Genomic DNA, 23846 nt, shown 5'->3' with positions numbered 1-23846 from the left:
AATTGAAAATTGTAGTGGATGAAAACATTCCCGGTGCCGCGCAGTGCTTTGCTCAGTTTGGCGACGTAGTCACTCGCAACGGGCGACAGATTTGCCCTGCAGATGTGCAAGATGCCGATGCATTAATCGTGCGCTCAGTTACCAAGGTCAATAGGGCCTTGTTAGCCGGTACGCCAGTGCGGTTTGTTGGCTCGACCACAATCGGCAGCGATCATCTCGATAGCGAGTATTTGCGTGAGCAGAATATCCACTTTTGCACGGCGCCGGGTTCCAACGCTGAGTCAGTGGTAGATTATGTGCTCAGCGTGATCTGCGCCTTTGAGGGATTGCTGGAAACGCTACTGGGGGGCGGGCGAGTTGGTATTGTTGGTTATGGCAATGTAGGTAAGCGGCTAGGGCAGCGCTTGAGTGCTATCGGAATTCCCTGGCTGGCCTACGATCCGCTGCTCGACCCAAAACAACATCCCTGCTTGGCAACCTTAGAGGAAGTGGTGAATAGCGCGCTGCTGAGTTTACATGCGCCCTTAACGGTGTCGGGACCGTTCCCGAGCTTTCATATGCTTGATGCATCGCTGTTAGCCGCTATGCCAGCGAGTAGTGTGCTTTTGAGTGCTGGACGAGGGGAGGTGGTCGCCACCGACGAGTTGCTTAGTTTAATGGACCGCAGGCCGGACATCCGCTTGGCGCTTGATGTTTGGGAGGGAGAGCCGGCGTTTTCGTCGGAATTGGCGGCGCGCTGCGCAATTTCAACCCCACATATTGCTGGATATAGCCTTGATGGCAAAAAAACGGGCTTGCGGATGGTTGCGAGCGAATTGGCCGCCTTTCTTGGGCAATCATTGCATGTCGATGACGGTGAGGCAGCGGCGTCGGCGCCAATTGTGAGCTGTATTGGCGATAACGCGCTCAGCGTGATTCGCGAGGCGGTATTGGCGGTGTATGACGTGTCTAGCGATAGTCAGCGCTTTCGCGAAATCATTCACACACCTGAACGCAGTGAGCAATTCGATTTGTTGCGCAGACATTATCCACCGCGCCGAGAATTAGGCTACTGCCATTTACACGCCGAGAATGCCGCAATGACTAATTTGCTGCGCGCTCTGCAAGGCGGCAAATAAACTCAGCGTCACTGTCTTGTAGTGCCATTAAAGCGCTTTCGATCATGGCATCGCTGATCGGCACCTCTCGGCCATTGTGGTCGATAATCGCGCCGAGGTAGTTATCTTGCTGATCCACATTGCTCTCCTATGCGTGTTAAATTGATGAATACATGGATATATTGGGCCACGATATGCAGCCGATGTACCTAAGTAATTTACGCAATTACCAGCTTTTGGTTCACGACTTTACATTTTTAGAAGGGAATACATGTTTAAGTTAGGCTTAATCGTCAACCCCGTGGCTGGCGCGGGCGGCCCTCTTGGCTTAAAGGGGAGCGATGATTTGCGCAACAGCGATGGTCGGGCGGAAGCGCGTGCCCTGCGTTGTTTGGCGCACCTGGCGGCTCGGGCTAAGGGGCGGCTCACGGTGTTTGGTTACAGTGGCGCTATGTCGGCTCATACCAGTTCGGGTGATCATGATGACAGTGATTTGGCTGGTCTTCATTTTGTCTCAGTAGGGAGGCCGGCTTCTATTGCCGAGACTAGGGCGGATGATACCAAGGCTGCGGCGCAGGCCTTATTGGCCGTTGGGGTGGATTTACTGCTCTTTGTGGGGGGCGATGGCACCGCGCGGGACGTTTTTGCTGCAGTAGGCTCTAATCTGCCTGCTTTAGGGGTACCCGCCGGTGTGAAAATGCATTCTGGCGTTTATGCGGTAAGCCCAGAAAGTGCTGCGGATATCGTATTGGCGCTTCTTGATGGCGGCTTGGTCGATATTGACCTTGCTGAGGTGCGCGATATCGATGAACTTGCCTTCAGGCAGGGACAGGTCCGTTCTAAGTATTACGGTGAATTATTAGTGCCTCGGGTCGGCGGGTTTTTGCAACATGTGAAAGCTGGCGGGCGTGAGGTAGAGGAGCTGGTGGTCGCAGATATAGCCGATGAAGTCATTGCCGAAATGGAGGCGGATACCTTGTATTTGGTTGGGCCGGGCAGTACCACTCAGGGCGTAATGCTCGCCCTTGGCTTGGAAAACACCTTGCTGGGTTTCGATTTAATTAAGGATCAGCAATTATTGGCTAAGGATCTCAATGCCGAGGATATTGCCGCTGCTTTGTCGAATCATCGCGGCCCAGTCAAAGTATTGATTACGGCCATTGGTGGCCAAGGTCATATCTTAGGACGAGGTAATCAACAGTTAATTCCGGAGCTGATCCGCCAAATTGGCAGGGAGAATTTTATGGTGTTGGCGACCAAAACTAAAATAAGTGGCTTGGCTGGCCGGCCATTGCTGGTTGATAGCAATGACTTGGTTTTAGATAAATCCTGGGAGGGCTATATTCGAGTGATTACCGGTTATCGCGACGCAATAATGTATAGGGTGAGTGCATCGGGTGAGTGATTTTAAGGCGTTTGCGATACAAAGTGATTTCGCCCAATGGCCGCAAAAAATACAGGGGGCAGGGGATGCGCTGCGGTTGTTTCACGGTCGCGGCCAACGCTTCGTGGATTTTGAATACTTCAGCGTCGACTACTTTGAGCCAGTGCTCTGGATTGTTGTTTATCGGGAGCCAGAAACTGAATTTTGGACGGCTTTTTGTGCAGCACTTAAGGCTAATTTGGGTGCAGTCTGCGCTGCAGCTATAGTTCAGAGTCGATATCATGACTCTCCGGTAAGCTATTGTTTATGGGGAGATATCCCTAATAATTTCTCGGTAAAAGAAGGGGCGGCGGAATACCTTGTTGATTTGGCGGCAAAACAAAATATTGGTTATTTCATGGATATGCAACCCACACGGCAGTGGTTGGCAGATCGGGCCGACGGCAAGCGAATTTTAAATCTGTTTGCCTACACCTGTGCTTTTTCGGTGGCCGCAGAATTGGCTGGCGCGGCGCGGCTCGTGAATATCGATATGAGCAAGAGCGCGCTGCAAGTGGGCCGCGAAAACCACCGCCGCAACGGCGCGAGATTAACGACCAGTGGTGAGGAGGCCGAGCTCAAATTTTTGGGTCACGATATTCTTAAGTCCTGGGGCCGCCTGCGTAAGCTTGGGCCTTACGATATTGTGATCTGCGATCCACCGTCGTTGCAGAAAGGCAGCTTTGACGCCGTGAAGGATTACCCCAAGTTAGCACGACGCTTTAGGGAGCTGTTGCCCGAGGGCGGTGATATCGTGGCCTGCTTGAATGCGCCGTATTTAGATGAAGCGTTTTTGCGGGAGATAATGGCGGTTCATTGCCCAGAGGCTGAGTTTGTCGCGCGCTTGGCTGGGCGGGAAGATTTTCCTGAATTAAATGCGGATCGTGCCTTAAAAGTGCTGCACTATCGACTCGCGGCCCAAGTATAGGCCACGCAAGTCGATGTGGTAGGCCGCTTCAGGCGGTCTTGGTTTTAAGCTGCTTGCGGTAGCGTGCCAGGAAGTTGCCTAGGCGTTCAATAGCATCAGCTAAGTCCAGCTTGTTGGGCAGGAATACGAGGCGGAAATGATCCGCATCTGGCCAGTTAAAGCCTGAGCCCGGCACCAGTAATATCCGCTCCTGATTCAGCAATTCAAGAATCATCTTTTCATCGTCTTTAATTGGGTATATCTCAGGATCTAGCCTTGGGAACATATAAATTGCGCCCTCGGGTTTGGTGCAGCTAACGCCGGGAATTTCATTGAGCATCTTATGAGCGAGATCGCGCTGCTCCAGCAGGCGGCCGCCCGGCAGAATTAGCTCATTGATGCTCTGGTAGCCTCCCAGCGCAGTTTGAATAGCGTGCTGGGCGGGTACGTTGGCGCACAGGCGCATCGACGATAGGATATTCAAGCCCTCGATATAGTCGGTGGCGCGGTCTTTGGCACCGGACACGATCAACCAACCGCTCCGGAAGCCGGCTAGTCGATACGCCTTAGACAGACCATTGAAGGTCAGGCACAAAATATCGGCTTTGAGGCTGCCAATAGGGATGTGCACCGCCTCATCGTAGAGAATCTTGCTATAGATTTCGTCGGCAAACACCACCAGGTTGTGTTCTTCGGCAATGGCGACGAGCTGCTCAAGTAGCTCACGGCTATATACCGCACCCGTAGGGTTGTTAGGGTTAATGATGACGATGGCTTTGGTGTTCGGCGTAATTTTGCTCAGAATGTCGTCGACCGACGGCTCCCAGTTTTGTTCTTCTTGGCAAAGATAGTGCACCGGTGTTGCCCCGGAAAGGGAGACAACCGCAGTCCACAGCGGGTAATCGGGTGCCGGGATTAGCACTTCGTCGCCCTGATTCAGTAGCGCCTGGGTCGCTAAGCTAATGAGCTCGCTGGCGCCGTTACCGAGGTAGATGTCGCCGACTTCAACGCCGGGGATACCGATTTTCTGGCACTCTTGCATCACCGCTTTGCGGGCGCTGTACAGGCCTTTTGAGTCGCTGTAGCCCTCGCTGTCCGGCAGCATCCGGATAACGTCCTGAATGATTTCATCTGGAGCGTTAAAGCCGAAAGGGGCGGGGTTGCCAATATTGAGCTTGAGAATGCGGTAGCCTTCCTCTTCGAGCTCATTGGCGCGTTCCAATACTGGGCCGCGAATGTCGTAGCACACATTGTTTAATTTTTTCGACTTGCTATAGAGAGCCATGTCCTGCCTTCTTTATCGGCTGTAATGCCAGATTTTATGTCCGTGTTGGCGGTGACACCTCGTGGTGTCGCGCTGGTAGTGCTTAACCTAGAATGCTAAATTTGCTCGAGCGATTAATACTGGTGAAGTATAGAAGCGCCAAAACAGAGTGCATCGATTATACGGTGTTGTAGTGCCCAAGGTGGAGAGCTTTTCGTGGAAAAAATAGTGAAATCTGAGCAAGAGTGGCGGGAACTTCTCTCTAATGAGGAGTTTCAGGTTTGCCGGCAGAAAGGAACTGAGCGCGCGTTTACGGGTGAATATAACGATGAAAAAGCGGCGGGCACCTACAAATGCCGTTGTTGTGGCTTGGCTTTATTTGCTTCAGATACCAAGTACGACTCGGGTTCGGGTTGGCCGAGTTTTTATCAGCCAAGTAAAGAGGATGTTGTGGCAGTTAATAGAGACATTAGTCATGGCATGGTGAGAGAAGAGGTTGTTTGCGCACGTTGCGATGCGCATTTAGGCCATGTTTTCCCTGATGGGCCTGCGCCAACGGGACAGCGCTATTGTATTAACTCGCTGTCGCTGAAATTAGAACCAAAATAAGCTGGCTACTTGTTGTGCAGTTTGGCTGTTAATTGGCCAAAATAGGCGCAAAATTGGGTTTATTTCACTTTAAATGTAAAAGCGACTTGACGTCGGCGCCTAAGGTTTCTAGAATTCGCGCCACTTTCAGACATCAAGTGACTCGGAGTCTGGAAGGGTTTGCGGCGTCCCCTTCGTCTAGTGGCCTAGGACACTGCCCTTTCACGGCAGTAACAGGGGTTCGAGTCCCCTAGGGGACGCCATTATTCAGCTTTGCTGATATGTCGGCACAGCGAAAAAGAGAAGCAGAAATGCTTCTCTTTTTTTTTGGAAAAAATTTGAAATTGGCATGAAAATATCCTTGACGGGGTGAGGTAGGCGCACTAGAATGCGCGCTCTTTCAAGGACAGCAGCATTGTTCTGGAAAGAGCTCGCGGCGTCCCCTTCGTCTAGTGGCCTAGGACACTGCCCTTTCACGGCAGTAACAGGGGTTCGAGTCCCCTAGGGGACGCCAATTAATTTACGTCACAGCGCGTAAATTTGTCAGTTTACAGTTGATCTGTTAATTGACAGCTTGATGAAAACTTTTTATTATGCGGACCGCTTAGGTTTGACGTAAAAAGACTGTTTAATCAAGGCTGTACGGCATGTGTGAAATTGATTTAAACTACGTTTTAAATCTCATGTCGTGATTTGCGGGAATAGCTCAGTTGGTAGAGCGCAACCTTGCCAAGGTTGAGGTCGGGAGTTCGAGCCTCCTTTCCCGCTCCAAATTCTAAAAAGCGAAGCGTCTGCTTCGCTTTTTTTTCGCCCGTGTTTTTTTTTTTGCGCTTAACGTGCGCCATGTATGGCCGCCAGGGAGTTGCCCCGGCGGTGCTTTCTTGTTGCTCAGTGCATGCCAAATTGCTGGGCGCGGATGTTGCGATACGAGGTGTTTGAATCCTCCGCGCTCTGTTCGTAATACAGCTCTTCAATGTTTTGGTAGCGCGCTAACTCATCGTCGCCAAGATAGTGCAGGCAGTCCCCGCCAAAAAACCATAGGAGATCGCGATGCATATGCGGGGTGATGTCTGGGTAGTGGCTAATAATGTGCGTTATAATGTCTTGACCGAGATTGATGTAGTCGTCGCTTTTAGCGAAGTCGGCTTCGAGCTTAGCAAGCTTGTCGAGTAATTCTGTATTGCTTGCTTCGCTGTGTGCTGGGTGGCCGGGGATAATCTTGCTACCGAGCGCGTGCAGCTCGCTGCAGAGTTGCAGGTAGTATTCATTTCGTTTTGTCACGGGGTCTCCAAAGCGGATTATTGCAGATCAGCTCTGCGAGTAGACTTCTGCTGTCTAGTGTATTCCATCGAGCTGGCGTGGCAAAATAGTCGGCTTATCAAATGAAAACCAGATTTAGGAAATCCATTATGGCGATTGCCCTAGAGATTAAGGGATTACGCAAGGTTTATGACAATGGTTTTGAAGCGCTAAAAGGCATTGATTTAGAAGTTAAAGAGGGCGATTTTTACGCCCTATTGGGGCCAAACGGCGCTGGTAAATCGACTACGATTGGTATTGTGTCGTCGCTGGTTAAGAAAACCGTTGGCGAAGTGCGCATTTTTGGGCACTCAATTGATAATGAATTGGCTGCGGCGAAACGTGAAATTGGCTTGGTTCCTCAGGAGTTCAATTTCTCTAATTTTGAATCAGTCTGGGATATCGTGGTGAATCAAGCAGGCTATTACGGTTTAAACCGTAAAGTGGCCGGCGAGCGCGCCGAAAAGTATTTAAAAAAATTGGGTTTGTGGGACAAACGTAAAGTCGCCTCGCGAATGCTGTCCGGCGGGATGAAGCGGCGTTTGATGATCGCTCGAGCCTTAGTGCATGAACCCCGGCTGTTGATTCTCGACGAGCCCACCGCGGGTGTAGATATAGAGTTGCGCCGCTCAATGTGGGAATTTCTCACGGAAATTAATCGCAGCGGCACCACCATTATTTTGACCACCCACTATCTGGAAGAAGCGGAAAGCTTGTGCCGCCATATTGCGATTATTGATGCTGGCGTCATTGTTGAAAACACCACGATGAAAGCGCTGCTTAAACAGTTGCAGAAAGAAACCTTTATCCTTGATGTTCGCGATGGCATTAAGACTGACATCAGTATCCCTGGTTTTGAGACGCGTATGGTCGATGAGCACACCCTTGAGCTGGTGCTGAATAAGGGGACGTCACTCAATGAGGTATTTGTGGCCTTGGACGGCAGTGGTATTGAGGTGAGCAGTATGCGCAATAAGGCGAATCGGCTTGAAGAGTTGTTTGTGGCGTTGTTAAACGCCAAGTAGCCCGCCCACGTATTGATAAGGATGAAATATTAATGACATTAGCAGAGCAGTGGGTCGCGTTTTATACGATCGTCCGCAAAGAGATAAGACGCTTTTTGCGTATTTGGATGCAAACCTTGTTGCCGCCCGCCATCACCATGTCGCTGTACTTTGTGATATTTGGTGCCTTGATCGGCTCCCGTATTGGGCAAATGGGCGGCTTCAGCTACATGGAATTTGTGGTGCCGGGCTTGATCATGATGTCGGTAATTACCAATGCTTACTCCAATGTAGTGTCATCGTTTTTTGGCGCAAAATTTCAACATTTTGTCGAAGAAATTTTGGTGTCGCCAATGTCGAATAACACCATACTCTGGGGCTTTGTTCTTGGCGGGGTGACACGCGGTTTGCTGGTCGGCATTATTGTTACAGCTTTGTCGCTGTTCTTCACCACATTGCATATCCAGCACATTGGGGTAACGATTGCGATTGTGTTGATGACCTCAATCATGTTTTCACTGGCGGGCTTTATTAATGCGGTTTTCGCCAACAACTTTGATGACGTCTCTATTGTGCCGGTCTTTGTTTTGACGCCGTTAACCTATTTGGGCGGTGTATTTTACTCCATCGATTTACTCCCTGAGTTTTGGGCTGGGGTGTCGCGCTTGAATCCTATGCTCTATATCGTCAATGCCTTCCGCTACGGCGTGCTGGGCGTGTCTGATGTGAATGTCACCACGGCCTTTATCATGGTTGGGGTGTTTACTTTAGCGGCTTATGCATATTGTATGCATCTTCTGCGTACGGGCACTCGCCTGCGTCAATGAATTGTCTCTGGGGTAGTGGTTTAGTAAAAAAGACGGATGAAACATGAGTGAACAGCTAAGTCATGGGCCACTGGGCGAGCAGGTAGCTTATCCCGGTCAATACGACCCGAGCTGCCTGCATCCAATTGCTAGGCAGGCGGGGCGTGACGGTTTGGGTCTTGGTGACGTTTTGCCCTTTGGTGGCATGGATATTTGGAATGCCTATGAATTGTCCTGCTTAAATGAACAGGGCAAGCCCTTGGTTGCCTGTGCCGAGTTTCGAGTGCCAGCCCAGTCGCCCAATATCATCGAGTCGAAATCGTTTAAGCTTTACCTTAACTCGTTTAATCAAACTCGCTTAAGTGGTCCAGATACCATGGCCACCATGGCCGAAATGCTACGCCACGATTTGAGCCTAGCGGCCGGGGCCGAGGTCCAGGTGGCGATCTATTGTCCCGAAGATTGGCCCGCCAATTACAGTATTGCGTTACCACGCGGCGAGTGTATTGACGGCTTAGATATTTGTCCGGATAGCTATCAACCGAGTCCCAGCTTATTGTCTGCGAATACTGGCGATGTGGTTGAGGAAACTCTGTATAGCCATTTGCTGCGTTCTCGCTGTCCGGTGACTTCTCAGCCTGATTGGGCAAGTATTGAAATTAACTATCGTGGGCCGCGTATAAATCAAGAGGGTTTGTTAGCGTATTTGGTGTCTTTTCGTGAACATGACGATTTTCATGAGCAATGTGTTGAACAGATTTTCAGTGATATTAGTCGCTACTGCGCACCGCTGCGGTTAACGGTGTACGCTCGCTACCTGCGGCGTGGTGGCTTGGATATTAATCCTTGGCGAAGCAATGATGATTTGGCGAGCCCGGAGAATCGCCGAGGTGCTCGACAATGACGATGAAGGATGCTTAAGCACCTGCCCGCCAGTCAGAGATGACAGCAGACAGCTTTTTTAAATAACTATTGAAATTGGTGGACTTGCTGATAAACGCATCTGCACCGAGGGCAATGCATTCGCTTCGCTCGCGATAGGACACTGTTTGCATCACGATATAGATGTGATCGTAGCGCTTATCTTCGCGGATGAACTGCAGAGCCGATTTCCCATTCATTCGTCGCATGCTGATGTCTAGAAATATGACATCGGGGAGTTCGCTATTTTTTTTGTGGTCGAGTTCATTGAGAAGTATTTCACCGTCGTCAATTTCACGCAGCTGCAGCTGGGTACCCAAACGGCTGAGGGTTTCTTTGAAAATGATTCTGTCGGCCTTGGAGTCATCAACTATCCAAAGATTCGGGCTTCGGGTTTCAGTCATGCAGGTTTTCCCATTCGAAGTGGGTACTTCACCTAGGGTAGTGATGACAGCATTCTGGAGCTGTAGGGGATTTCCCGTATGTGGTCGGCACGTTGCGGGTCGATAGTATTATGCTGATGGTAGGTAGTTGAACGGATTCCCTGGGACGGGGCTTGGCAGCATAATTGTCTAAATATTTAATGCGCTAAGGAGTACTACATGCTTATTGCAAGTTACTTGCTAGGCTATGACGAGGACGGAAGCGTACGCCATATCGCGGTTGATAATATCCTGCCAGACGTAAAGCAGAGTTTTGATTACACCCTTTATCCGCGCGAATCGGCAAAAGGTCAGGAAATTCTTGATTTGGTTTTGTTGTTTGCCGAGGCTGACGAACACCGTAAAACCATCTGCTTACCTAACCTCCCGTTTCCCGTAGTGAGTCACTTGCTATCAGGCCAGCCTTTGCAAATAATTGACTTTGCTTATGGACGGGTCGTGCGTTTGGCCTTCGACGCGCCCTTGTCTCAGCAGCGTTGTGCCTGATGAGTTTTTGGCGAAAAAGTAAATCCAGCGCCCTCGAAGCGAAATGCTATTCCATGCATGGCCCTCAGTCAACGATTAGCTTGTGTCCGATCAGTCAGCGCCTGAGCTATTCTGCTAATTTTTCTGCGCAGACTCCCGAGACAATTGCTGGACGAATTCAGGCGGATTACCGCTTTTCACCCGACGCGGATACCCTAAATTATTTTATTAGCTTGTCAGAGCGTCTGGCTAAAGCTAACGAAGCGAAAGTGAAAGCGGGTAAGCTGTAAATTTCCACTGCGTTCGCCACCATCCTTGTTTATCATGTTCCCCTAGATTTTAATTTGTTGGGGTTCCCGTGTCAGATATAAATAATCGCCAAGCGTTTGTCACCATGCTGGGTCTGCAAGATCGTATGAATTCCAAGGTTCACGCAGAGTGGCGAAGCCAAGGTTTTGCTTGGTATCGCGCCGCGTGGATCGAGTGCGCTGAATTAATGGATCACTACGGTTACAAATGGTGGAAAAAGCAACAGCCTGATATTCAACAGGTACAGTTAGAAATCGTTGATATCTGGCACTTCGGCTTGAGCGCGATGTTCAGAGTGGGTGCAGATGTTGATGAGCTAGCCGATGAAATTGTCGTCGAACTGGGTAATTACCGCGCTTCTGGTAAAGATGTTTTGGCAGCAACGGAGTCGCTCGCAACTTACTGCCTAACTGAAAAAGCCTTTTCGGTGAGTTTGTTCTGGGACCTGATGGCCGCTGCTGAGCTGAACTTTGATCAGCTCTATAAGCAGTACGTGGGTAAAAACGTGCTTAATTTTTTCCGCCAAGATCACGGCTATAAAGACGGTAGTTACATCAAAATCTGGCAAGGTGAAGAGGACAATGTCCATCTTGTGGAAATACTGGCTACAGCCGATATGGCATCGCCGCAATTTGCTGACGATGTCTACCAGAGCCTAGCTGCTCGCTACCCCGTGGTCTAAGGATGTCTGTGGAAAAGGTATCTACTTCAGCGCTCGCTAAACTTGGTGAATTACCGGTTCAACAGCTGTTTTCAGTGCTTAAAGATTACGGCTGGATTCGTAAAGCGGACGAGGGCTGGTTCTTAACCGCCAAAGGTGAGTTTGAGGGCGGTAGCTATGTTAACAGCAAGCGTTACGGCCGCTATATTGTCTGGCCGTCAACGCTCTTAGATCACCCGCTTTTTCAAGCAATAGAAAGCAATAAACTCCTGTCTGCCGCTGCCTTGGGGCGAGCTGAGGGGTTTAGCGGTCGAGAGGTCAACCGGATGTTAGTTGAGCTTGGCTGGCTAAAGCCCAGTCACCGGGGTTGGGAGTTGACCGAGCAGGGCGCCAAGGAGGGGGGGCAAGTCTTTGAAAACCAGCAAAGCAGTTTGAGTTATGTGCTATGGCCCGAAGATATTCCGCTGCGAGCGGGCTTTAAGCGGATCTTGGCGCGTTGCAAGCTTGATGCCCCAAGTGACGGAGACTTATTTGCTGCGACGAGCCTAGAGTTGCGCAGTATCGATGGTAAGGCGTGTAAAAGCCAGGCTCACTGGGCAATTGCGCAGTGGCTGTACTTGGCTGGCCTGCGTTACGCCATGTACCGTGCATTGCCAGTGGCAGAGTTGTTAACCAGTGATTTTTACCTGCCAGAAAGTGGCGTGTATATCGAGTATTGGGGGGCAGATGATCACTCTGATATCATTTCTGCCCGCATGCGTCGGGCTGAACTGTGTAAAAAAATAGGTTTTGCAGTGCTCGACGTGCACCCCGAGGACATAGCAAATTTAGACGACTATTTGAGTCGTCACCTGCAAAGTCTTGGGGTCGATTTTTACTAAGATTAGCCCTTGGCTAAACTAGCGACTTAGCTCCTGCTTAATGGCTTCGGCTAGGGCGAGATCTTTGGCGCTTAAACCGCCAGCATCGTGGGTGGTTAGAGCAATACTGACTTTTTTGTAAACATTGCTCCACTCTGGGTGGTGGTCAATTTTTTCGGCGCGCATGGCTACCCGAGTCATAAAGGCAAAGGCGCTGATGAAATTATCAAACTCCAAGTCGGTGCACAATTTGCCGTCGCGCAACTCCCAACCCTTTAATGCTGCTAATGCGTCGCTGACTTCTTGCTCGGTAAGTTTAACGGTCATATCATGCCCTTTTTGTAAGAAATACACCACATTCCATATGGTGAGTGTACGGGAACTGGTCAAACAGGGCGAAGTCCTTTACCGCGTGTGATTTTGTTAATATTTCCAAATCTCGGTGTAGGGTCTCGGGGTTGCAGGAGATATAAACGATATGGGGGAAACGAGCAATAAACGCTCGGCTCGCTTCATCTAAGCCAGCCCTCGGCGGATCGACGAACACGGTATCGATTGCGTAGCTATCCAAATCGACATCGGCCAAGCGGCGAAAGCTACGCTCCTTATTTAGGGCCGAGGTTAGCTCCTCACTCGACATACGCAGCACTACCGCGTTCTCCACTGCGTTCATGGCGAAGTTCTCGTGGGCGGCCTTTACCGAGGTTTTGGAAATCTCGGTGGCGAGTACCCGGCGAAAATGACTGGCCAGCGGGATTGTAAAATTACCGTTGCCACAATACAGCTCGAGTAAATCTGTGTGGGGGTTGTGGCCACAGCGGGCTTTGGCCCAGCTCACCATTTTGGCATTGACTTGGCCATTAGGCTGAGTAAATCCGCCCTCGTATTGGTGGTAGGCGTAGTGCTGGCCATCGACAGGCAGCTGCTCGAGTACGTAGTCTCTCCCTAATACCAACTTCTGCTTTTTACTGCGGCCAATAATTTGAATATTGAATTTAGCTGCAACAGTTTGCGCGGCGGCTTGCCACTCGTCGTCTAAGCGGCGGTGGTAAATTAAAGTGACCAGCGTATCGCCGCTTAGCGTACTCAGAAAATCAATTTGGTATAGCCGCTTACTCAGTGCTAGCTGCTCGCCTAAGGCCTGCCGCAGCGGCTCCATAAGCTCACATATCGCGCGCGAGGCCGTGGGGAAGTGCTTGATGCGCACTGGCACTCTCGGCTCGGCTGGATCAAACATGGCGTAAAAGAAGCTGTCACCTTCGTGCCAAATGCGGAACTCAGCGCGCAGGCGGTAATGCTCGGCGGGCGATGGGTAAACTTTTGGTTTTGGCAGTTGGAGGTCGGCGAAGCGTGCGCTTACAGCGTCGACTTTGTCAGTGAGTAATTGTGGGTATTTTTCAGGGTCTAGTGGTCTAAAACTCATATTGATTCCGTGGCTGTAGCGGTAAGCCGCTTGCGGTTACGCTGTTGCCATATTGATTGGGCACTCGCGAGGCATTCTGTTTGACTCAACTCGGGATTGCGTAATTGCAAAGCGATGGCGATAGTGCCTTGAATGGCGAGGCGACCATATTCGGTAACGTCATCATCACGCCACGCGTTTAATAGATCGCTTAGGGCTAAAGTCTCGAGCTTTTCTTGGCGGCCCTCCAGCATGCGCGGCCATTCCGATTCTGCTAACACACCATTGTGAACAGTTTTTACTCGGCAAGTTGCCTCGGGCTTGCGCTCGGCTTCACCCGCTTCGCCTTTAAAGACAACGGCGTGAGCTTGCGCTAATAAAGCGGCGGCTTGTTGGTGGTTGTCAGCGTAGGCTGGGTGAAAAATGCTTTGTATTGAGTAATCCGCAGCCAGTGGATTAAGCAGCCGAGATAAGGTGTGTACTGGCGAGCGCAGGCCAAACTGCGCGCGCAGATCGATCATGCGTTGCAGGGGCAAGGAGAAGTGCCCGAGGGGCAAGTAAGCAAAGTTGCGGCTGTCTAGCTTCAGGCTGACATCCGGCCAGTCCAGAGCGCAGGGCTCGCCCAGGGCGTTTAGCACCTGCTCGCTATAAACTCGGTCGGCAGTGTGGCCTGCTGCGCCGTGCATGAATACCCGCAAACCACTGTCGGCCAGCGCGAGTGCGGCAAGGAGATACCAGGGCTGTTGGCGCCGCTTGCCGGCGTAGCTTGCCCAGTCTAAATCTGCCGCAATTACGGGTGCATTGAGGGTCTCGCGAATTGCGCGCACAAACCCGGCCAGCTCCTCGCAACTTTCTTCTTTGACCCGCAGCAGCATAAGAAAGGCGCCTAGCTGCACGTCTTCAACCTCGCCTCGCATAATCATGCCCATTGCGGCGTAGGCTTCGTCGGCACTGAGCGAGCGCGATCCAGTCTTGCCTTTGCCGAGAATGCGAACATATTGCGCAAATGGGTGTTCCATCATAGTGTTTTTAACTCGGATTAATTTACAGGCAGTTGTCAGGGCGGGGCAGCCCGGCAATTTTACTGAGTAACTTTGCCGGGCTGCCGGGAAAGTGCTTAAGAAAATACAGGCTGTTACCCTTGTCGTCGCCGAGCGTTAGCTTGGCGTATTTTATCAGTGGCCGCATCGCGGGGGACAGGCCAAATTGCTGATAATAGTGCTGTACGAGCTGGATTAATTGCCAGTGGCTATCGCTAAGCTTAATGCCGGCTTCCGCGGCGAGCTCCTCGGCGACGGCGGGGGACCAATCTTTGAGGTCTTTGAGAAAGCCATCCGGGTCGGTGGCGATGCTGCAGCCATTTACGATTATCGCCGCCATCTTACCAGCTCAAGCAGTGACGGTGCTGCGCGCAGAGCGCGACAAAGCCCGGGTAGTCGACCAGCGTTATCGCCGCAATTGGGCTTATTCCGCGACGATCAACGTCGTCGCTCAATGCCGAAATACGAATATTGCGGTGCTCAAGCGTAATTCGTGTTGCGGCAAGCACGACGGCGTCTTCGATAAGGATAAGGGCATCACCGTCGCTCATACTGAAACGGCATCGGTTTAGGCTGCTCGGGCTGCTTAATATATGTAGGCTCACCTAAAAACTCTGTATTCGATCGGCGCCGCGCATTAAGTCAGCGAGTTCTGTGGCGGAGAGGGCTTTAGCGTGGGGTGCCAAGTTTGTGGCTGATATGTTTCTGCTCGTGCAGTCGTCACTAAGGTAATAGATATTCTCAATTTCGTACAGCGGCAGAGCATTGATTACACCGATATGCGGCTTTTTTTCGGTATTGCCTTTATCTTGCGTATTGAGTAATTGATAAATCGCATCTTGAGCAAAAACAAGGCTGACGTGTTGATCGAATGCGGCGCTGGCCAAAGCCATATCCAATGCTTCTCGGGCAATGCTGTGACCGTAGGGTGCTCGTGTAAACAAATACAAAAATGTCACTGGGCATTACCGCCAAAGCGAATGACGCGGTCAGCATTTTGGCATGCGTCTACCCACTGACCTAAGCCGCCAATGCTAAAGCCATCAGCCAAGTTGTGGCCGTCAAGTTCGTAGCGGGCAGCTTCTTTCGCGTCCACAATGCCGCGGCGCAGCGCACTGGAAATACAGACAACTAAATCTAAATCAAAGGTTTTCTGCAAGTTTGTCCACTGCTTCGGTACCGCAATTTCATCTTGAGGAGGCGTCGTAAAGCGATTGGCGCAATGCACACCATCGTTAAAGAAAAATACCCGATAAATTTGATGACCACTATCGAGGGCTGCTTGGCAAAAACGTAGGGCAGTTAAGCTGGATTGGTCGGTACAGGGTTGGCCGCTGACGAGTAAAGCGAAACTGAGGCTCATGAGAGCCTCAGTTGAGTTGCAGGTGCACTTAGGGGGTGATTAATCATCGCTACCAAAAATGCCAAGCAAATGCAGTAAGTGTACAAACAGATTGTAAATATCCAGATAGAGGGCGACGGTCGCACGAATATAATTTGTTTCGCCGCCATGGATGATTCTGCTGGTATCAAACAAAATCAAACCAGACATAATAAATACGGCTGCGGCTGAAATTGCCAACGATGCCGCGGGTACCTGGAAAAATAGGTTCGCAATGCTGGCAACGACCATGACCAGCAAGCCGATCATCAAAAAACCGCCGAGAAAAGAGAAGTCCTTACGGGTAGTTAATACATAGGCTGAAAGGCCAAAGAACACCAGGGCGGTGCCGCCAAGAGCCTGCATTACTAGCTCGCCGCCATTGGGTAGCGAGAGGTACATTTTTAGCATTGGTCCGAGGGCTGCACCCAATAGGCCAGTGAATACAAATATGGCAATAATGCCTTTACTTGAATCTGCGGTTTTGTGGACTACAAACAGCATGACAAAGCCGAGTATGGACAAAATTAGTCCAGTGCCGTGGCCGATGTTGAGGGCCATTGCCAGGCCAGCGCAGAGTGCGCTAGTGACAAGGGTCATGCCTAGCAGCATATAAGTATTGCGCAGCACCTTGTTGGTTTCGAGAACGGGCTGGGCGTGCGCGCCTGTCTGAAAGACCGATTTGTCTTGCATGGATGACTCCGTAGTAAAAGAAGGGTTAAAGCTTTGGCAATCATACTTCGTGGGGTGTTACGACTGCAAGCCTATACATGCTAAGGTTAACTTAGCTTAATCCAGTTAGTTTCAATTGCCCTTGCTTGGGGCGATCGCAAGATCAAGAATTTCGCCGTAAGTCCCGGTGTGATCGAGAAGAGCAGCCGTCATGGCTGAAGATTGGGCAAGTTTTGAGTAAACGTCTTTCAGCGGGATGTCGATAAAGGCGGGGAGCCTATTCGTAATAGAGTCGATACCTAGGTCATGAAAGTCGCCTATTAAAACCTCGGCGGTTGCTAGAGTGCCATTGTCGTTTTGTGATTTTAATGAGTTTATTTCGACCGCGCGGCACAGTAATTCATAGGCTACCGTTTTTCCGCGTGTATTTAATATGGGTTGGCGGGCTATTAGCGGTGTGCTGATGTCACTGATTAAAGCCTCATGCGTGTCAATGCGTAGCTAGGCGCGACTATTTATGGCGCTGTCGCACGCCGAGGGATTACACCTGCAATCTTGCGATTAGAGTTTAGTACTTAATGTAGGCGCGGCGACGGAGTGGGATTAATGGTGCAGTCTTAGCGGTTTGGGTATCAGAATATAGCGTGGGATTGTACGTAGGGAGAATCTAGAATCTGGCTCGGTGATAAAAGTGGCGGAGGGGCAGGGATTTGAACCCTGGGTTGGGATGAACCAACGCCGGTTTTCAAGACCGGTGCAATCGACCACTCTGCCACCCCTCCGCAGCAGTTGCGAATTATACAGAGCTTGTTAGACGAAACAAGCAGTATCGAGAAAAAGACTTATAAATCAGTTTGATGTACTAGGATTTGCTTAAATTTTAGGCAATAAAAAGCCCGGCATGGGGCCGGGCTAGGGTTTTAGGTGCTTTGCTTAATTGCGCGGATCGTTTGCTGCTCGAGGTGCAGCGGGGCGATTTGGGTTAGGCTGGGCAATTATGCTTGGATCGAGTTGCGGCGCTTGTGGCTGAGCGGTAACAATTTCCAGCGTTTTAACTGGCTTTGGTGCCACCCGAGGATCATTGCAGGCACGGCCGACTGGCCGAGGCTTGTCGATAGTTGGCTCCCTTGCCGGCGTTTTTTCTGCTGGCTTGCTGACAGGTTTCGAAACTCTTTCTGCAGTCGGTTTAATCGGTGTCGGTGCAGACGCCTCAGTTGCTGTTGGAGTGGCGGGGGGTTCTGTGGCAGCTTCCGCAGCAACTTCAGGTGCCGCAATCTTGGTCGCGACTTCTGCGCTGGCTATAGGGGTCTCGGTTTCTGTCGCTGTTTCCGTGGCGACGTCAGCTTCAGGGCTTGCAATCTCGGTTGCTGCGGCTGGCACTGGTCCTGATTCAGCTGCGGCTGTTACCGGTTCGGCGGTTGGCGCTTCTAGGACAGGTGCTGCGATTGGCGCCGGAGTATCGTCATTGCTGGGCGCTGCCTGGCTTGCTTCGGGTACAAAGCGCGCGGTGGTTGTTGGTGTGATCGGCGTGAATTCATTTTCTTCAGCCGTGGGTTTTTTTGCCGCTGGAGCGGTATTTGCTAGCTTGGCTTCCGCCGTTACGGTTGCTGCTTTATCTGTGGTCGCGGCACCAGTGGTGTCTGTCGCCTTGTTGTTTGCTTGGTGGTTTGTAGCGACTGCAGTGTCATCGTTGGGTGCAGGGGTGCGGCGACGCTCTTGCTGATTGCGCGGTCTGCGGTTGCCTGGGCGGCGCTTGGGTCGCGCTTGGCCTTCGTTTCCGGGGTTTGCTGGTGATTCAGCGGCTTCGATTGGCGCTTCTGCCTTCGCTGCTTGGGCCTCAGCGCGGTTGCTGCGGTTATCAGTTACGCGGTTGTCGTCGCGCGCTTGACGCTGGTCGGGGTTGCGGCGATTGCGACCGCCGCGATTGTTGCGATTTCCCTGGCGAGGATTGCTATTGCGGTTACCTTCGTTGCGGCGTTTTGGTGCTGGCGCTGGTTCGGGTTCTGGCTCCGGCTCGGCGGTTTTAAATAATCCGCTAAAGCTCTTGCCCAGCTTGCTGAAAAAACCTTCGCCGGTTACGGCAGGTGCCGCAGGGGCTTTGGCTGCGACAGCTTCGGTGGCAGCAGGCGCTGGTGCCTTGGGGGCGAGGGTGCGAACGACGGCGGCGGGGGGTGCAGGCGTCGAAACAACTTCGTCAGAAATCTCTTTTTCGGCTTCGAGGTCGGCTACTATTTTGTAGCTGATTTCCTGTTCGTCGCCGAGGTCGCTTTCGCGGAGGCGCACCACTTCAAAGTGGGGGGTGTCAAGTGCCGGGGTCGGGATAACCATGACTCGGACGCCGCTGCGCTGCTCGATATCGTATATCGCGGTGCGTTTTTCGTTAAGCAGGTACGATGCAACGTTCACTGGCACAATGGCGCGAATTTCAGCGCTTTTCTCTTTGTTTGCTTCCTCTTCGACGAGGCGAAGAATGGATAATGCGAGAGAGTTGGTGTCGCGAATAGTACCTTGACCGCTACAGCGTGGGCAGACTTTGGCGCTGGTTTCACCCAGTGACGGACGCAGGCGCTGGCGAGACATTTCTAATAAGCCAAAGCGGGAGATGCGCCCGATTTGAATACGAGCGCGGTCTGGCTTCATCGCATCGCGAACGCGATTTTCGACTTCGCGTTGGTTTTTAGCCGCTAGCATGTCGATAAAATCGACAACAATTAAGCCGCCGATATCGCGCAGCCGCAGCTGGCGGGCAATTTCGTCGGCTGCTTCTAAGTTGGTTTGCAGGGCGGTTTCTTCAATGTCGCCGCCTTTGGTGGCGCGCGCCGAGTTTATATCGATAGAAACCAGTGCTTCGGTGGGGTCAATAACAATTGAGCCGCCAGAGGGCAGTTGCACTTCACGCTGGAAAGCCGATTCGATCTGGCTTTCAATTTGATAGCGGTTGAAGAGGGGAACCTGATCCTTATAGAGACGAATTTTGCTCTTAAAGTGCGGCATGACCTGTTCAACGAAATGCATGGCTTCGTTGTAGGATTCTTCGGAGTCGATTAAAACTTGGTCGATATCGTCGCGAAGGTAGTCGCGAATAGCGCGGATAATGACGTTGCTTTCTTGCAGGATCAGGATCGGTGCCTTGCGCTCCTCAGATGCTTGCTTGATTGCTGACCAGAGGTGCAGCAAATAATCTAAGTCCCACTGCAGCTCTTCGGAGCTGCGGCCAACCCCGGCGGTGCGGACAATCACGCCCATCGCATCGGGGATGTTGATTGAGTTTAAGGCGTCGCGTAATTCAGTGCGTTCATCGCCCTCAATGCGGCGAGAGATGCCGCCGGCTCGTGGGTTGTTGGGCATTAAGACCATATAGCGGCCCGCGAGGCTTATAAAGGTCGTGAGGGCCGCGCCTTTATTGCCGCGCTCTTCCTTTTCTACCTGAACAATGACCTGAGTGCCTTCTTTGACAAGATCTTTGATTTTGGCGCGACCGCCGCTGCCATCGGCAGGGTTGCGGTAGAAGTATTCTTTAGAGATTTCTTTGAGGGGTAGAAAACCGTGGCGCTCAGCACCAAAATCGACAAAGGCGGCTTCAAGGCTTGGTTCTACGCGGGTTATGGTCCCCTTGTAGACGTTGGCTTTCTTTTGTACGCGGGTGCGATTTTCAATATCCAGGTCAAACAAGCGTTGGCCATCGACGAGGGCAACGCGCAACTCTTCTGGTTGAGTTGCGTTAATAAGCATTCTTTTCATGAGCTAAAAATCCCAAAAGCCGGGATTTGTCGGGCCGCTCATGCGATTGAGCATCTTTAAGCGTTCTGATGTAGGCTATATTAGCTGGTGAGGCTGCTGATTTATTGCTGCGTGCACCTTGTACATCAGTGGGGCCGCGTTGCCTGGCCGTTATACTCCAGTTCGCTTAATCTGGCCTTGAGGCCTTCTGCGCTGGGCGTCTTTCATCTATTACTGTTGGGCGCAATTTGCGGCGCCAGTATTGGTAACGTTCTTTACGTCGCTTTCTCAGAGTTCTATCGCACTTGCGGTGCTAACAAATATCGGCAGCACTATTATTTAATGTACCGACACTACGGTAGAATGCCCGCCGGTACACTGCTATTCACTTATGTAAATTAAGGCTATGCGAATGTGTCGCAATCTTTGCCTCAGTATTAGCCGGCGGTCTTCCCTCTCATCACAGCCCTGCTGTGGTGGGAACCGGACCCGGTTGCTACCGGGCGACTATACCAGTAATCAATAACTAACTCAATGAGTTACAGGAGTGTACGTGGAATCCGAAAAAGTCATCAATTCCGTGGTTCGTTTGGTGGCGGTCGAGGCTGACTATGTTGGTCAGCGTATCGACAATTTCTTAATGAGAGAGTTAAAAGGTGTTCCTAAGTCTCGGATTTATAACCTTTTAAGGCGAGGTGAGGTGCGGGTAAATAAGTCTCGCGCGAAGCCGGATTACAAATTGCAGGCTGGTGACGTTGTTAGGGTACCGCCGGTGCGGGTGGCGGTGCGTGAAGAGTCCGCCGTTCCGTTGGGATTAGATGCAGGCTTGCGCTCGGCGATCCTGTATGAAGATGCCGGTTTGCTGGTCATTAATAAACCGTCGGGCTTGGCTGTGCATGGTGGCAGCGGAATATCCTTGGGTTTGATTGAGGCGCTGCGGCAAATGTATCCCGAGCAGCGCCACCTGGAATTGGTGCATCGTCTTGATCGGGATACGTCGGGCTGCGTAATGGTTGCCAAAAAGCGCGGTGTGCTCAAGCAGCTTCATGAGCTATTAAAAGCCCGTAAAGGTGTTGATAAGCGGTATTTGGCGCTGGTTGGCGGTAAGTGGCCAGCTCGCAAGCAGCAGGTGAATGCGCCGCTGCAGAAAAATGTACTGTCGTCGGGGGAGCGCGTGGTGCGGGTTGAACTTGAGGGTAAAAAATCGGTAACCGAATATACCCTGCTGCGCCGAGTTGCTGGCGCTAGTTTAATTGAGGCGCGCCCTGTTACTGGGCGAACTCATCAGATTCGGGTGCACTGCCAATACGCGGGCTATCCGATTCTTGGTGACGATAAATACGGCGATGATGAGGCGGACGCGAACTTCCGCAAGCTGGGTTTGAAACGCTTGTTTTTACATGCTCATTCTTTGGCGTTTAATTTAGATGGTAAGCGCATCTCGGTGGTGGCGCCGCTGCCTCCAGAGTTAGAAAAAGTATTGGAAAATGCAGGTAGTGACTAGTAATGCTTATAATTTTTGATTGGGATGGCACCATATTAGACTCCAGCGATAAGATTGTGGCCTGCATGCAAGCTGGCGCGCGGGAGTTTGGCGTAGAAGAGTGCGCCGCCGAAGATATTCGCAATATTATCGGCTTGGAGCTGAGTATTGCTATTGCTACGTTATACCCGGAGTTGAGTGCGGATGAGGTTGAGGCGTTGCGGGCGGCCTATGTTCGCAGCTTTATTTTGGCAGATCGGCAGCCCTGCCAGATGTTTGCCGGCGTTGAAGAGAGCTTGCGGGCTTTAAAGGCGGCGGGCCATGATTTGTGTGTTGCAACGGGTAAGAGTCGTCGCGGCCTAGATCGGGTTTTTGCTGATTTACCGATAAGCTCGCTGTTTAGTGCGAGTCGCTGTGCTGACGAAACTGCGTCAAAGCCCGATCCGCTAATGCTTGCGCAGTTGTGTGCAGAGCGAGGTTACGAACCGGCATCGGCGCTGATGGTGGGTGATACCGAGTACGACTTAGAGATGGCGAGCCGTATTGCTATGCCAAGCGTGGGTGTTTCTTACGGCGTGCATAGCGTTGCGCGACTGCAGCGTTGGCAGCCTTTGGCCGTTATTGATTACTTCTCTGGCTTGCTGCCTATTGTGGGTGAGTTGGCTCGCTGAGTGTTTATAGTAGGGGGTAGTCTTCTTCTTTTAAGAAGTCGATAAGTCGGATCAGCGGTAGGCCTATTAGGGTATTTGGGTCGTCGCTGTGGATGTGACGAAATAGGTTAATGCCGAGTCCCTCTGCTTTAAAGCTGCCAGCGCAGTCGAGGGCGGGTTCTCTCGCGGTGTAACGCTCAATTTCTAGGGAGTTGAGGGTGCGGAATGCCACCGTTACCGTTTCTACGCTAATGTGCTGCTTGCCGGTTTGGCTGTTTAGCAAGCAAATTCCGGTGTGAAAGAGTACTTCGCGTCCTGAGCATTTGCTGAGCTGGTTTTGAGCGCGAGCGCTGGTGCCGGGCTTGCCGAGAATTTGTCCATCTAGCTCCGCGCATTGGTCGCTGGCGATGATGAGTGCGCAGGGAAATGATTCAGCTGCGCTAAGTGCTTTGCTGATGCTTAGTCGTCTCGCCAGCGCGGTCGCTGGCTCGTTGGGTAGTGGTGACTCGTCGATATTGGTGGCGTGGCAGTGGGGGTGCAGTCCGATTTTTTCCAGCAGTATACGTCGATAGCTGGAGCCCGATGCCAAGATCAGGGGGAGTGGCTTTGGTGTGGCTGGCGGCATTTATGGTGCTTCTTTATTTCGGGGTATGATTGCTAATCATAAGCTTTTGCGGTGGCCAGTCGCCAGTCTTGATGCGGAAGCCCTTGATCGCCCTTGTTATTAGGCTCGTTGCAGGTGTTTTTGCTTTGACAACAGGGGGGGAAGTCCCTATTATTGCGCGCCTATGCAAAGACAGCCCCTACCTAAGTTCGTTGATGCTCGGAAATTTGTTGCTGGTGGCATGGAAATTCACGCCTCGCAACAGGTTGCTGATCTCAGCCGGTTTGCTGCCGGACTCGCTAATACTAGCGGTTCGGTAGACGTAGACTTGCGCTTTTTTCGAAGTGAGCAGGGGTTTAAGTGTATAGCCGGTACTGCTGTCAGTCAGGTTGATGTTCTGTGTCAACGCTGCATGGAAGCAATGCCTATATGCATTGAGGCTGAATTTAATTTAGCCATTGTGTGGACAGACGAGCAAGCCAAAGCACTGCCGAAATCACTGGATCCTTTGATTTTAGGCGAAGATGAAGATTTGGTTTTAGCGGATTTGCTGCAGGATGAGCTGATCATTAATACTCCTTTTGTTAGCTATCATGATGACGCTGTTTGTAAAGTGTTTGAACTGGAATCAGAGCCTGAGCCAGTTAAAGTGATAAGTGACACAGAGGAAGGCGATACGCCGTTTGCTATTTTGGGGCAGTTAAAACCCCGCGATTAATCTCTATTATGAGGAATTTTTAGGCCATGGCTGTTCAAAAAAGTAAAGTGACACGTTCACGTCGGGGTCAGCGTCGTTCGCATGACGCATTGACTGGTCCAACTTTGTCTGTGGATCAGACCAGCGGTG

Annotated in this window: 29 protein-coding genes and 4 tRNA genes; 18 read left to right on the top strand and 15 right to left on the bottom strand. The window is 51.4% G+C overall.

What is annotated here, in order from left to right:
• Window positions 1-2 precede the first annotated feature (2 nt).
• Complete coding sequence (locus ABYP33_RS03620) at window positions 3-1118, top strand: 4-phosphoerythronate dehydrogenase (RefSeq protein WP_373088517.1); 1116 nt, start codon at window positions 3-5, stop codon at window positions 1116-1118.
• Here the strand turns inward: ABYP33_RS03620 and ABYP33_RS03615 are convergent.
• Window positions 1084-1236 carry a PA1571 family protein gene (locus tag ABYP33_RS03615; protein WP_156474856.1) on the bottom strand — a complete coding sequence of 51 codons (153 nt, stop codon included), beginning with the start codon at window positions 1234-1236 and terminating at the stop codon, window positions 1084-1086. The two genes, ABYP33_RS03620 and ABYP33_RS03615, sit on opposite strands and share 35 nt — an antisense overlap.
• Before the next feature lie 132 nt (window positions 1237-1368).
• On the opposite strand from ABYP33_RS03615, the gene ABYP33_RS03610 reads away from it, so the two are divergent.
• Window positions 1369-2502, top strand: a complete 1134-nt coding sequence (locus tag ABYP33_RS03610; protein WP_373088515.1) for an ATP-NAD kinase family protein — start codon at window positions 1369-1371, stop codon at window positions 2500-2502.
• Entirely contained in the window at window positions 2495-3448 is a 954-nt protein-coding gene (locus ABYP33_RS03605; protein WP_373088513.1) for a class I SAM-dependent methyltransferase, read from the top strand. The genes ABYP33_RS03610 and ABYP33_RS03605 overlap by 8 nt, the downstream gene beginning before the upstream one ends.
• A 28-nt stretch (window positions 3449-3476) precedes the next feature.
• On the opposite strand, the gene ABYP33_RS03600 is transcribed toward ABYP33_RS03605, so the two are convergent.
• Window positions 3477-4712, bottom strand: coding sequence for a pyridoxal phosphate-dependent aminotransferase (locus ABYP33_RS03600; protein ID WP_373088511.1), 1236 nt, complete (start codon window positions 4710-4712; stop codon window positions 3477-3479).
• 195 nt (window positions 4713-4907) lie between these two features.
• On the opposite strand from ABYP33_RS03600, the gene msrB reads away from it, so the two are divergent.
• The 4 genes from msrB (at window position 4908) to ABYP33_RS03580 (ending at window position 6050) form a co-directional block, all read left to right on the top strand.
• Window positions 4908-5300, top strand: a complete 393-nt coding sequence (msrB, locus tag ABYP33_RS03595; RefSeq protein WP_373088509.1) for a peptide-methionine (R)-S-oxide reductase MsrB — start codon at window positions 4908-4910, stop codon at window positions 5298-5300.
• Between the two features lie 166 nt (window positions 5301-5466).
• Window positions 5467-5542, top strand: a tRNA-Glu gene (locus tag ABYP33_RS03590).
• A 175-nt stretch (window positions 5543-5717) separates the two neighbouring features.
• Window positions 5718-5793: transfer RNA gene (locus ABYP33_RS03585), tRNA-Glu, on the top strand.
• A 181-nt stretch (window positions 5794-5974) separates the two neighbouring features.
• Window positions 5975-6050 (top strand) — tRNA-Gly (locus ABYP33_RS03580).
• Window positions 6051-6167: 117 nt separating this feature from the next.
• Here the strand turns inward: ABYP33_RS03580 and ABYP33_RS03575 are convergent.
• Window positions 6168-6560 (bottom strand): PA2817 family protein, encoded by a 393-nt coding sequence (locus tag ABYP33_RS03575; RefSeq protein ID WP_373088507.1) that lies wholly within the window; start codon window positions 6558-6560, stop codon window positions 6168-6170.
• 128 nt (window positions 6561-6688) lie between these two features.
• Here ABYP33_RS03575 and ABYP33_RS03570 point away from each other — a divergent pair, with 128 nt between their 5' ends.
• From ABYP33_RS03570 to queF, 3 genes are read left to right on the top strand one after another with little or no spacing between them, the layout of a single operon-like run.
• Window positions 6689-7603, top strand: coding sequence for an ABC transporter ATP-binding protein (locus ABYP33_RS03570; protein ID WP_373088505.1), 915 nt, complete (start codon window positions 6689-6691; stop codon window positions 7601-7603).
• A 32-nt stretch (window positions 7604-7635) separates the two neighbouring features.
• Window positions 7636-8409, top strand: coding sequence for an ABC transporter permease (locus ABYP33_RS03565; RefSeq protein ID WP_008250000.1), 774 nt, complete (start codon window positions 7636-7638; stop codon window positions 8407-8409).
• 43 nt (window positions 8410-8452) lie between these two features.
• A complete protein-coding gene (queF, locus tag ABYP33_RS03560) occupies window positions 8453-9292 on the top strand; it encodes an NADPH-dependent 7-cyano-7-deazaguanine reductase QueF (protein WP_373088501.1) in 840 nt (279 codons plus the stop codon).
• A 13-nt stretch (window positions 9293-9305) separates the two neighbouring features.
• Here the strand turns inward: queF and ABYP33_RS03555 are convergent, their stop codons facing one another.
• On the bottom strand, window positions 9306-9713 hold the full coding sequence (locus ABYP33_RS03555) for a response regulator (protein ID WP_373088498.1): 408 nt from the start codon (window positions 9711-9713) through the stop codon (window positions 9306-9308).
• A gap of 198 nt (window positions 9714-9911) precedes the next feature.
• On the opposite strand from ABYP33_RS03555, the gene ABYP33_RS03550 reads away from it, so the two are divergent.
• The 4 genes from ABYP33_RS03550 (at window position 9912) to ABYP33_RS03535 (ending at window position 12068) form a co-directional block, all read left to right on the top strand.
• Window positions 9912-10238 (top strand): hypothetical protein, encoded by a 327-nt coding sequence (locus tag ABYP33_RS03550; protein ID WP_373088496.1) that lies wholly within the window; start codon window positions 9912-9914, stop codon window positions 10236-10238.
• Window positions 10238-10507, top strand: coding sequence for a hypothetical protein (locus ABYP33_RS03545; RefSeq protein ID WP_373088494.1), 270 nt, complete (start codon window positions 10238-10240; stop codon window positions 10505-10507). Before ABYP33_RS03550 ends, ABYP33_RS03545 begins: the two co-directional genes overlap by 1 nt.
• Window positions 10508-10575: 68 nt before the next feature.
• On the top strand, window positions 10576-11208 hold the full coding sequence (locus tag ABYP33_RS03540) for a dUTP diphosphatase (protein WP_373088491.1): 633 nt from the start codon (window positions 10576-10578) through the stop codon (window positions 11206-11208).
• A 2-nt stretch (window positions 11209-11210) separates the two neighbouring features.
• Window positions 11211-12068 carry a hypothetical protein gene (locus tag ABYP33_RS03535; protein WP_373088489.1) on the top strand — a complete coding sequence of 286 codons (858 nt, stop codon included), beginning with the start codon at window positions 11211-11213 and terminating at the stop codon, window positions 12066-12068.
• A gap of 18 nt (window positions 12069-12086) precedes the next feature.
• Here ABYP33_RS03535 and ABYP33_RS03530 read toward each other — a convergent pair whose 3' ends face one another.
• The 10 genes from ABYP33_RS03530 to rne all read right to left on the bottom strand — a co-directional run bounded on the left by ABYP33_RS03530 (window position 12087) and on the right by rne (window position 20283).
• The gene (locus tag ABYP33_RS03530) at window positions 12087-12374 is read right to left on the bottom strand and encodes a 4a-hydroxytetrahydrobiopterin dehydratase (protein ID WP_373088487.1); all 288 of its coding nucleotides are present in this window, start codon (window positions 12372-12374) and stop codon (window positions 12087-12089) included.
• 1 nt (window position 12375) lies between these two features.
• Window positions 12376-13470 (bottom strand): tRNA (uridine(54)-C5)-methyltransferase TrmA, encoded by a 1095-nt coding sequence (gene trmA, locus ABYP33_RS03525; RefSeq protein WP_373088485.1) that lies wholly within the window; start codon window positions 13468-13470, stop codon window positions 12376-12378.
• On the bottom strand, window positions 13467-14471 hold the full coding sequence (locus tag ABYP33_RS03520; protein ID WP_373088483.1) for a glycosyl transferase family protein: 1005 nt from the start codon (window positions 14469-14471) through the stop codon (window positions 13467-13469). The genes trmA and ABYP33_RS03520 overlap by 4 nt, the downstream gene beginning before the upstream one ends.
• A gap of 22 nt (window positions 14472-14493) precedes the next feature.
• The gene (locus ABYP33_RS03515) at window positions 14494-14829 is read right to left on the bottom strand and encodes a TusE/DsrC/DsvC family sulfur relay protein (protein ID WP_373088481.1); all 336 of its coding nucleotides are present in this window, start codon (window positions 14827-14829) and stop codon (window positions 14494-14496) included.
• 1 nt (window position 14830) lies between these two features.
• Entirely contained in the window at window positions 14831-15094 is a 264-nt protein-coding gene (tusB, locus tag ABYP33_RS03510; RefSeq protein ID WP_373088479.1) for a sulfurtransferase complex subunit TusB, read from the bottom strand.
• Window positions 15095-15448: a sulfurtransferase complex subunit TusC gene (gene tusC, locus ABYP33_RS03505; protein WP_373088477.1), complete on the bottom strand. Its 354-nt coding sequence runs from the start codon at window positions 15446-15448 to the stop codon at window positions 15095-15097.
• Window positions 15445-15852, bottom strand: coding sequence for a sulfurtransferase complex subunit TusD (tusD, locus tag ABYP33_RS03500; RefSeq protein ID WP_008250015.1), 408 nt, complete (start codon window positions 15850-15852; stop codon window positions 15445-15447). The genes tusC and tusD overlap by 4 nt, the downstream gene beginning before the upstream one ends.
• Window positions 15853-15891: 39 nt before the next feature.
• Window positions 15892-16563: a Bax inhibitor-1/YccA family protein gene (locus ABYP33_RS03495; protein WP_373088473.1), complete on the bottom strand. Its 672-nt coding sequence runs from the start codon at window positions 16561-16563 to the stop codon at window positions 15892-15894.
• Window positions 16564-17234: 671 nt separating this feature from the next.
• A tRNA-Ser gene (locus ABYP33_RS03490) sits at window positions 17235-17324 on the bottom strand.
• 151 nt (window positions 17325-17475) lie between these two features.
• Window positions 17476-20283 (bottom strand): ribonuclease E, encoded by a 2808-nt coding sequence (gene rne / locus ABYP33_RS03485; protein WP_373088470.1) that lies wholly within the window; start codon window positions 20281-20283, stop codon window positions 17476-17478.
• A 532-nt stretch (window positions 20284-20815) separates the two neighbouring features.
• On the opposite strand from rne, the gene rluC reads away from it, so the two are divergent.
• The gene (gene rluC / locus ABYP33_RS03480; RefSeq protein WP_373088467.1) at window positions 20816-21766 is read left to right on the top strand and encodes a 23S rRNA pseudouridine(955/2504/2580) synthase RluC; all 951 of its coding nucleotides are present in this window, start codon (window positions 20816-20818) and stop codon (window positions 21764-21766) included.
• 2 nt (window positions 21767-21768) lie between these two features.
• Window positions 21769-22416 (top strand): HAD-IA family hydrolase, encoded by a 648-nt coding sequence (locus ABYP33_RS03475; protein ID WP_373088464.1) that lies wholly within the window; start codon window positions 21769-21771, stop codon window positions 22414-22416.
• Window positions 22417-22420: 4 nt separating this feature from the next.
• Here the strand turns inward: ABYP33_RS03475 and ABYP33_RS03470 are convergent, their stop codons facing one another.
• Window positions 22421-23020, bottom strand: a complete 600-nt coding sequence (locus ABYP33_RS03470; protein WP_373088462.1) for a nucleoside triphosphate pyrophosphatase — start codon at window positions 23018-23020, stop codon at window positions 22421-22423.
• A gap of 163 nt (window positions 23021-23183) precedes the next feature.
• Here ABYP33_RS03470 and ABYP33_RS03465 point away from each other — a divergent pair, with 163 nt between their 5' ends.
• Both ABYP33_RS03465 and rpmF read left to right on the top strand, forming a co-directional pair.
• A complete protein-coding gene (locus ABYP33_RS03465; protein ID WP_373088459.1) occupies window positions 23184-23717 on the top strand; it encodes a YceD family protein in 534 nt (177 codons plus the stop codon).
• Window positions 23718-23743: 26 nt separating this feature from the next.
• Window positions 23744-23846, top strand: a 103-nt coding sequence (gene rpmF, locus ABYP33_RS03460; protein ID WP_373083222.1) for a 50S ribosomal protein L32, incomplete at its 3' end; no start/stop codon positions are given.

The organism is Zhongshania sp. (genome assembly GCF_041584495.1).
Taxonomy (GTDB): Bacteria; Pseudomonadota; Gammaproteobacteria; order Pseudomonadales; family Spongiibacteraceae; genus Spongiibacter.
This window is presented reverse-complemented; position numbering and strand designations above follow the sequence as displayed.

What these genes read in the sequence shown, in the direction of transcription:
- ABYP33_RS03610 (WP_373088515.1), top strand. Translation starts at nt 1,369, where the DNA reads ATGTTTAAGTTAGGCTTAATCGTCAACCCCGTGGCTGGCGCGGGCGGC.
- ABYP33_RS03600 (WP_373088511.1), bottom strand. Translation starts at nt 4,712, where the DNA reads ATGGCTCTCTATAGCAAGTCGAAAAAATTAAACAATGTGTGCTACGAC.
- ABYP33_RS03570 (WP_373088505.1), top strand. Translation starts at nt 6,689, where the DNA reads ATGGCGATTGCCCTAGAGATTAAGGGATTACGCAAGGTTTATGACAAT.
- ABYP33_RS03565 (WP_008250000.1), top strand. Translation starts at nt 7,636, where the DNA reads ATGACATTAGCAGAGCAGTGGGTCGCGTTTTATACGATCGTCCGCAAA.
- queF (WP_373088501.1), top strand. Translation starts at nt 8,453, where the DNA reads ATGAGTGAACAGCTAAGTCATGGGCCACTGGGCGAGCAGGTAGCTTAT.
- ABYP33_RS03555 (WP_373088498.1), bottom strand. Translation starts at nt 9,713, where the DNA reads ATGACTGAAACCCGAAGCCCGAATCTTTGGATAGTTGATGACTCCAAG.
- ABYP33_RS03550 (WP_373088496.1), top strand. Translation starts at nt 9,912, where the DNA reads ATGCTTATTGCAAGTTACTTGCTAGGCTATGACGAGGACGGAAGCGTA.
- ABYP33_RS03545 (WP_373088494.1), top strand. Translation starts at nt 10,238, where the DNA reads ATGAGTTTTTGGCGAAAAAGTAAATCCAGCGCCCTCGAAGCGAAATGC.
- ABYP33_RS03535 (WP_373088489.1), top strand. Translation starts at nt 11,211, where the DNA reads ATGTCTGTGGAAAAGGTATCTACTTCAGCGCTCGCTAAACTTGGTGAA.
- ABYP33_RS03530 (WP_373088487.1), bottom strand. Translation starts at nt 12,374, where the DNA reads ATGACCGTTAAACTTACCGAGCAAGAAGTCAGCGACGCATTAGCAGCA.
- trmA (WP_373088485.1), bottom strand. Translation starts at nt 13,470, where the DNA reads ATGAGTTTTAGACCACTAGACCCTGAAAAATACCCACAATTACTCACT.
- ABYP33_RS03520 (WP_373088483.1), bottom strand. Translation starts at nt 14,471, where the DNA reads ATGATGGAACACCCATTTGCGCAATATGTTCGCATTCTCGGCAAAGGC.
- ABYP33_RS03515 (WP_373088481.1), bottom strand. Translation starts at nt 14,829, where the DNA reads ATGGCGGCGATAATCGTAAATGGCTGCAGCATCGCCACCGACCCGGAT.
- tusD (WP_008250015.1), bottom strand. Translation starts at nt 15,852, where the DNA reads ATGAGCCTCAGTTTCGCTTTACTCGTCAGCGGCCAACCCTGTACCGAC.
- ABYP33_RS03495 (WP_373088473.1), bottom strand. Translation starts at nt 16,563, where the DNA reads ATGCAAGACAAATCGGTCTTTCAGACAGGCGCGCACGCCCAGCCCGTT.
- rne (WP_373088470.1), bottom strand. Translation starts at nt 20,283, where the DNA reads ATGAAAAGAATGCTTATTAACGCAACTCAACCAGAAGAGTTGCGCGTT.
- ABYP33_RS03475 (WP_373088464.1), top strand. Translation starts at nt 21,769, where the DNA reads ATGCTTATAATTTTTGATTGGGATGGCACCATATTAGACTCCAGCGAT.
- ABYP33_RS03470 (WP_373088462.1), bottom strand. Translation starts at nt 23,020, where the DNA reads ATGCCGCCAGCCACACCAAAGCCACTCCCCCTGATCTTGGCATCGGGC.
- ABYP33_RS03465 (WP_373088459.1), top strand. Translation starts at nt 23,184, where the DNA reads ATGCAAAGACAGCCCCTACCTAAGTTCGTTGATGCTCGGAAATTTGTT.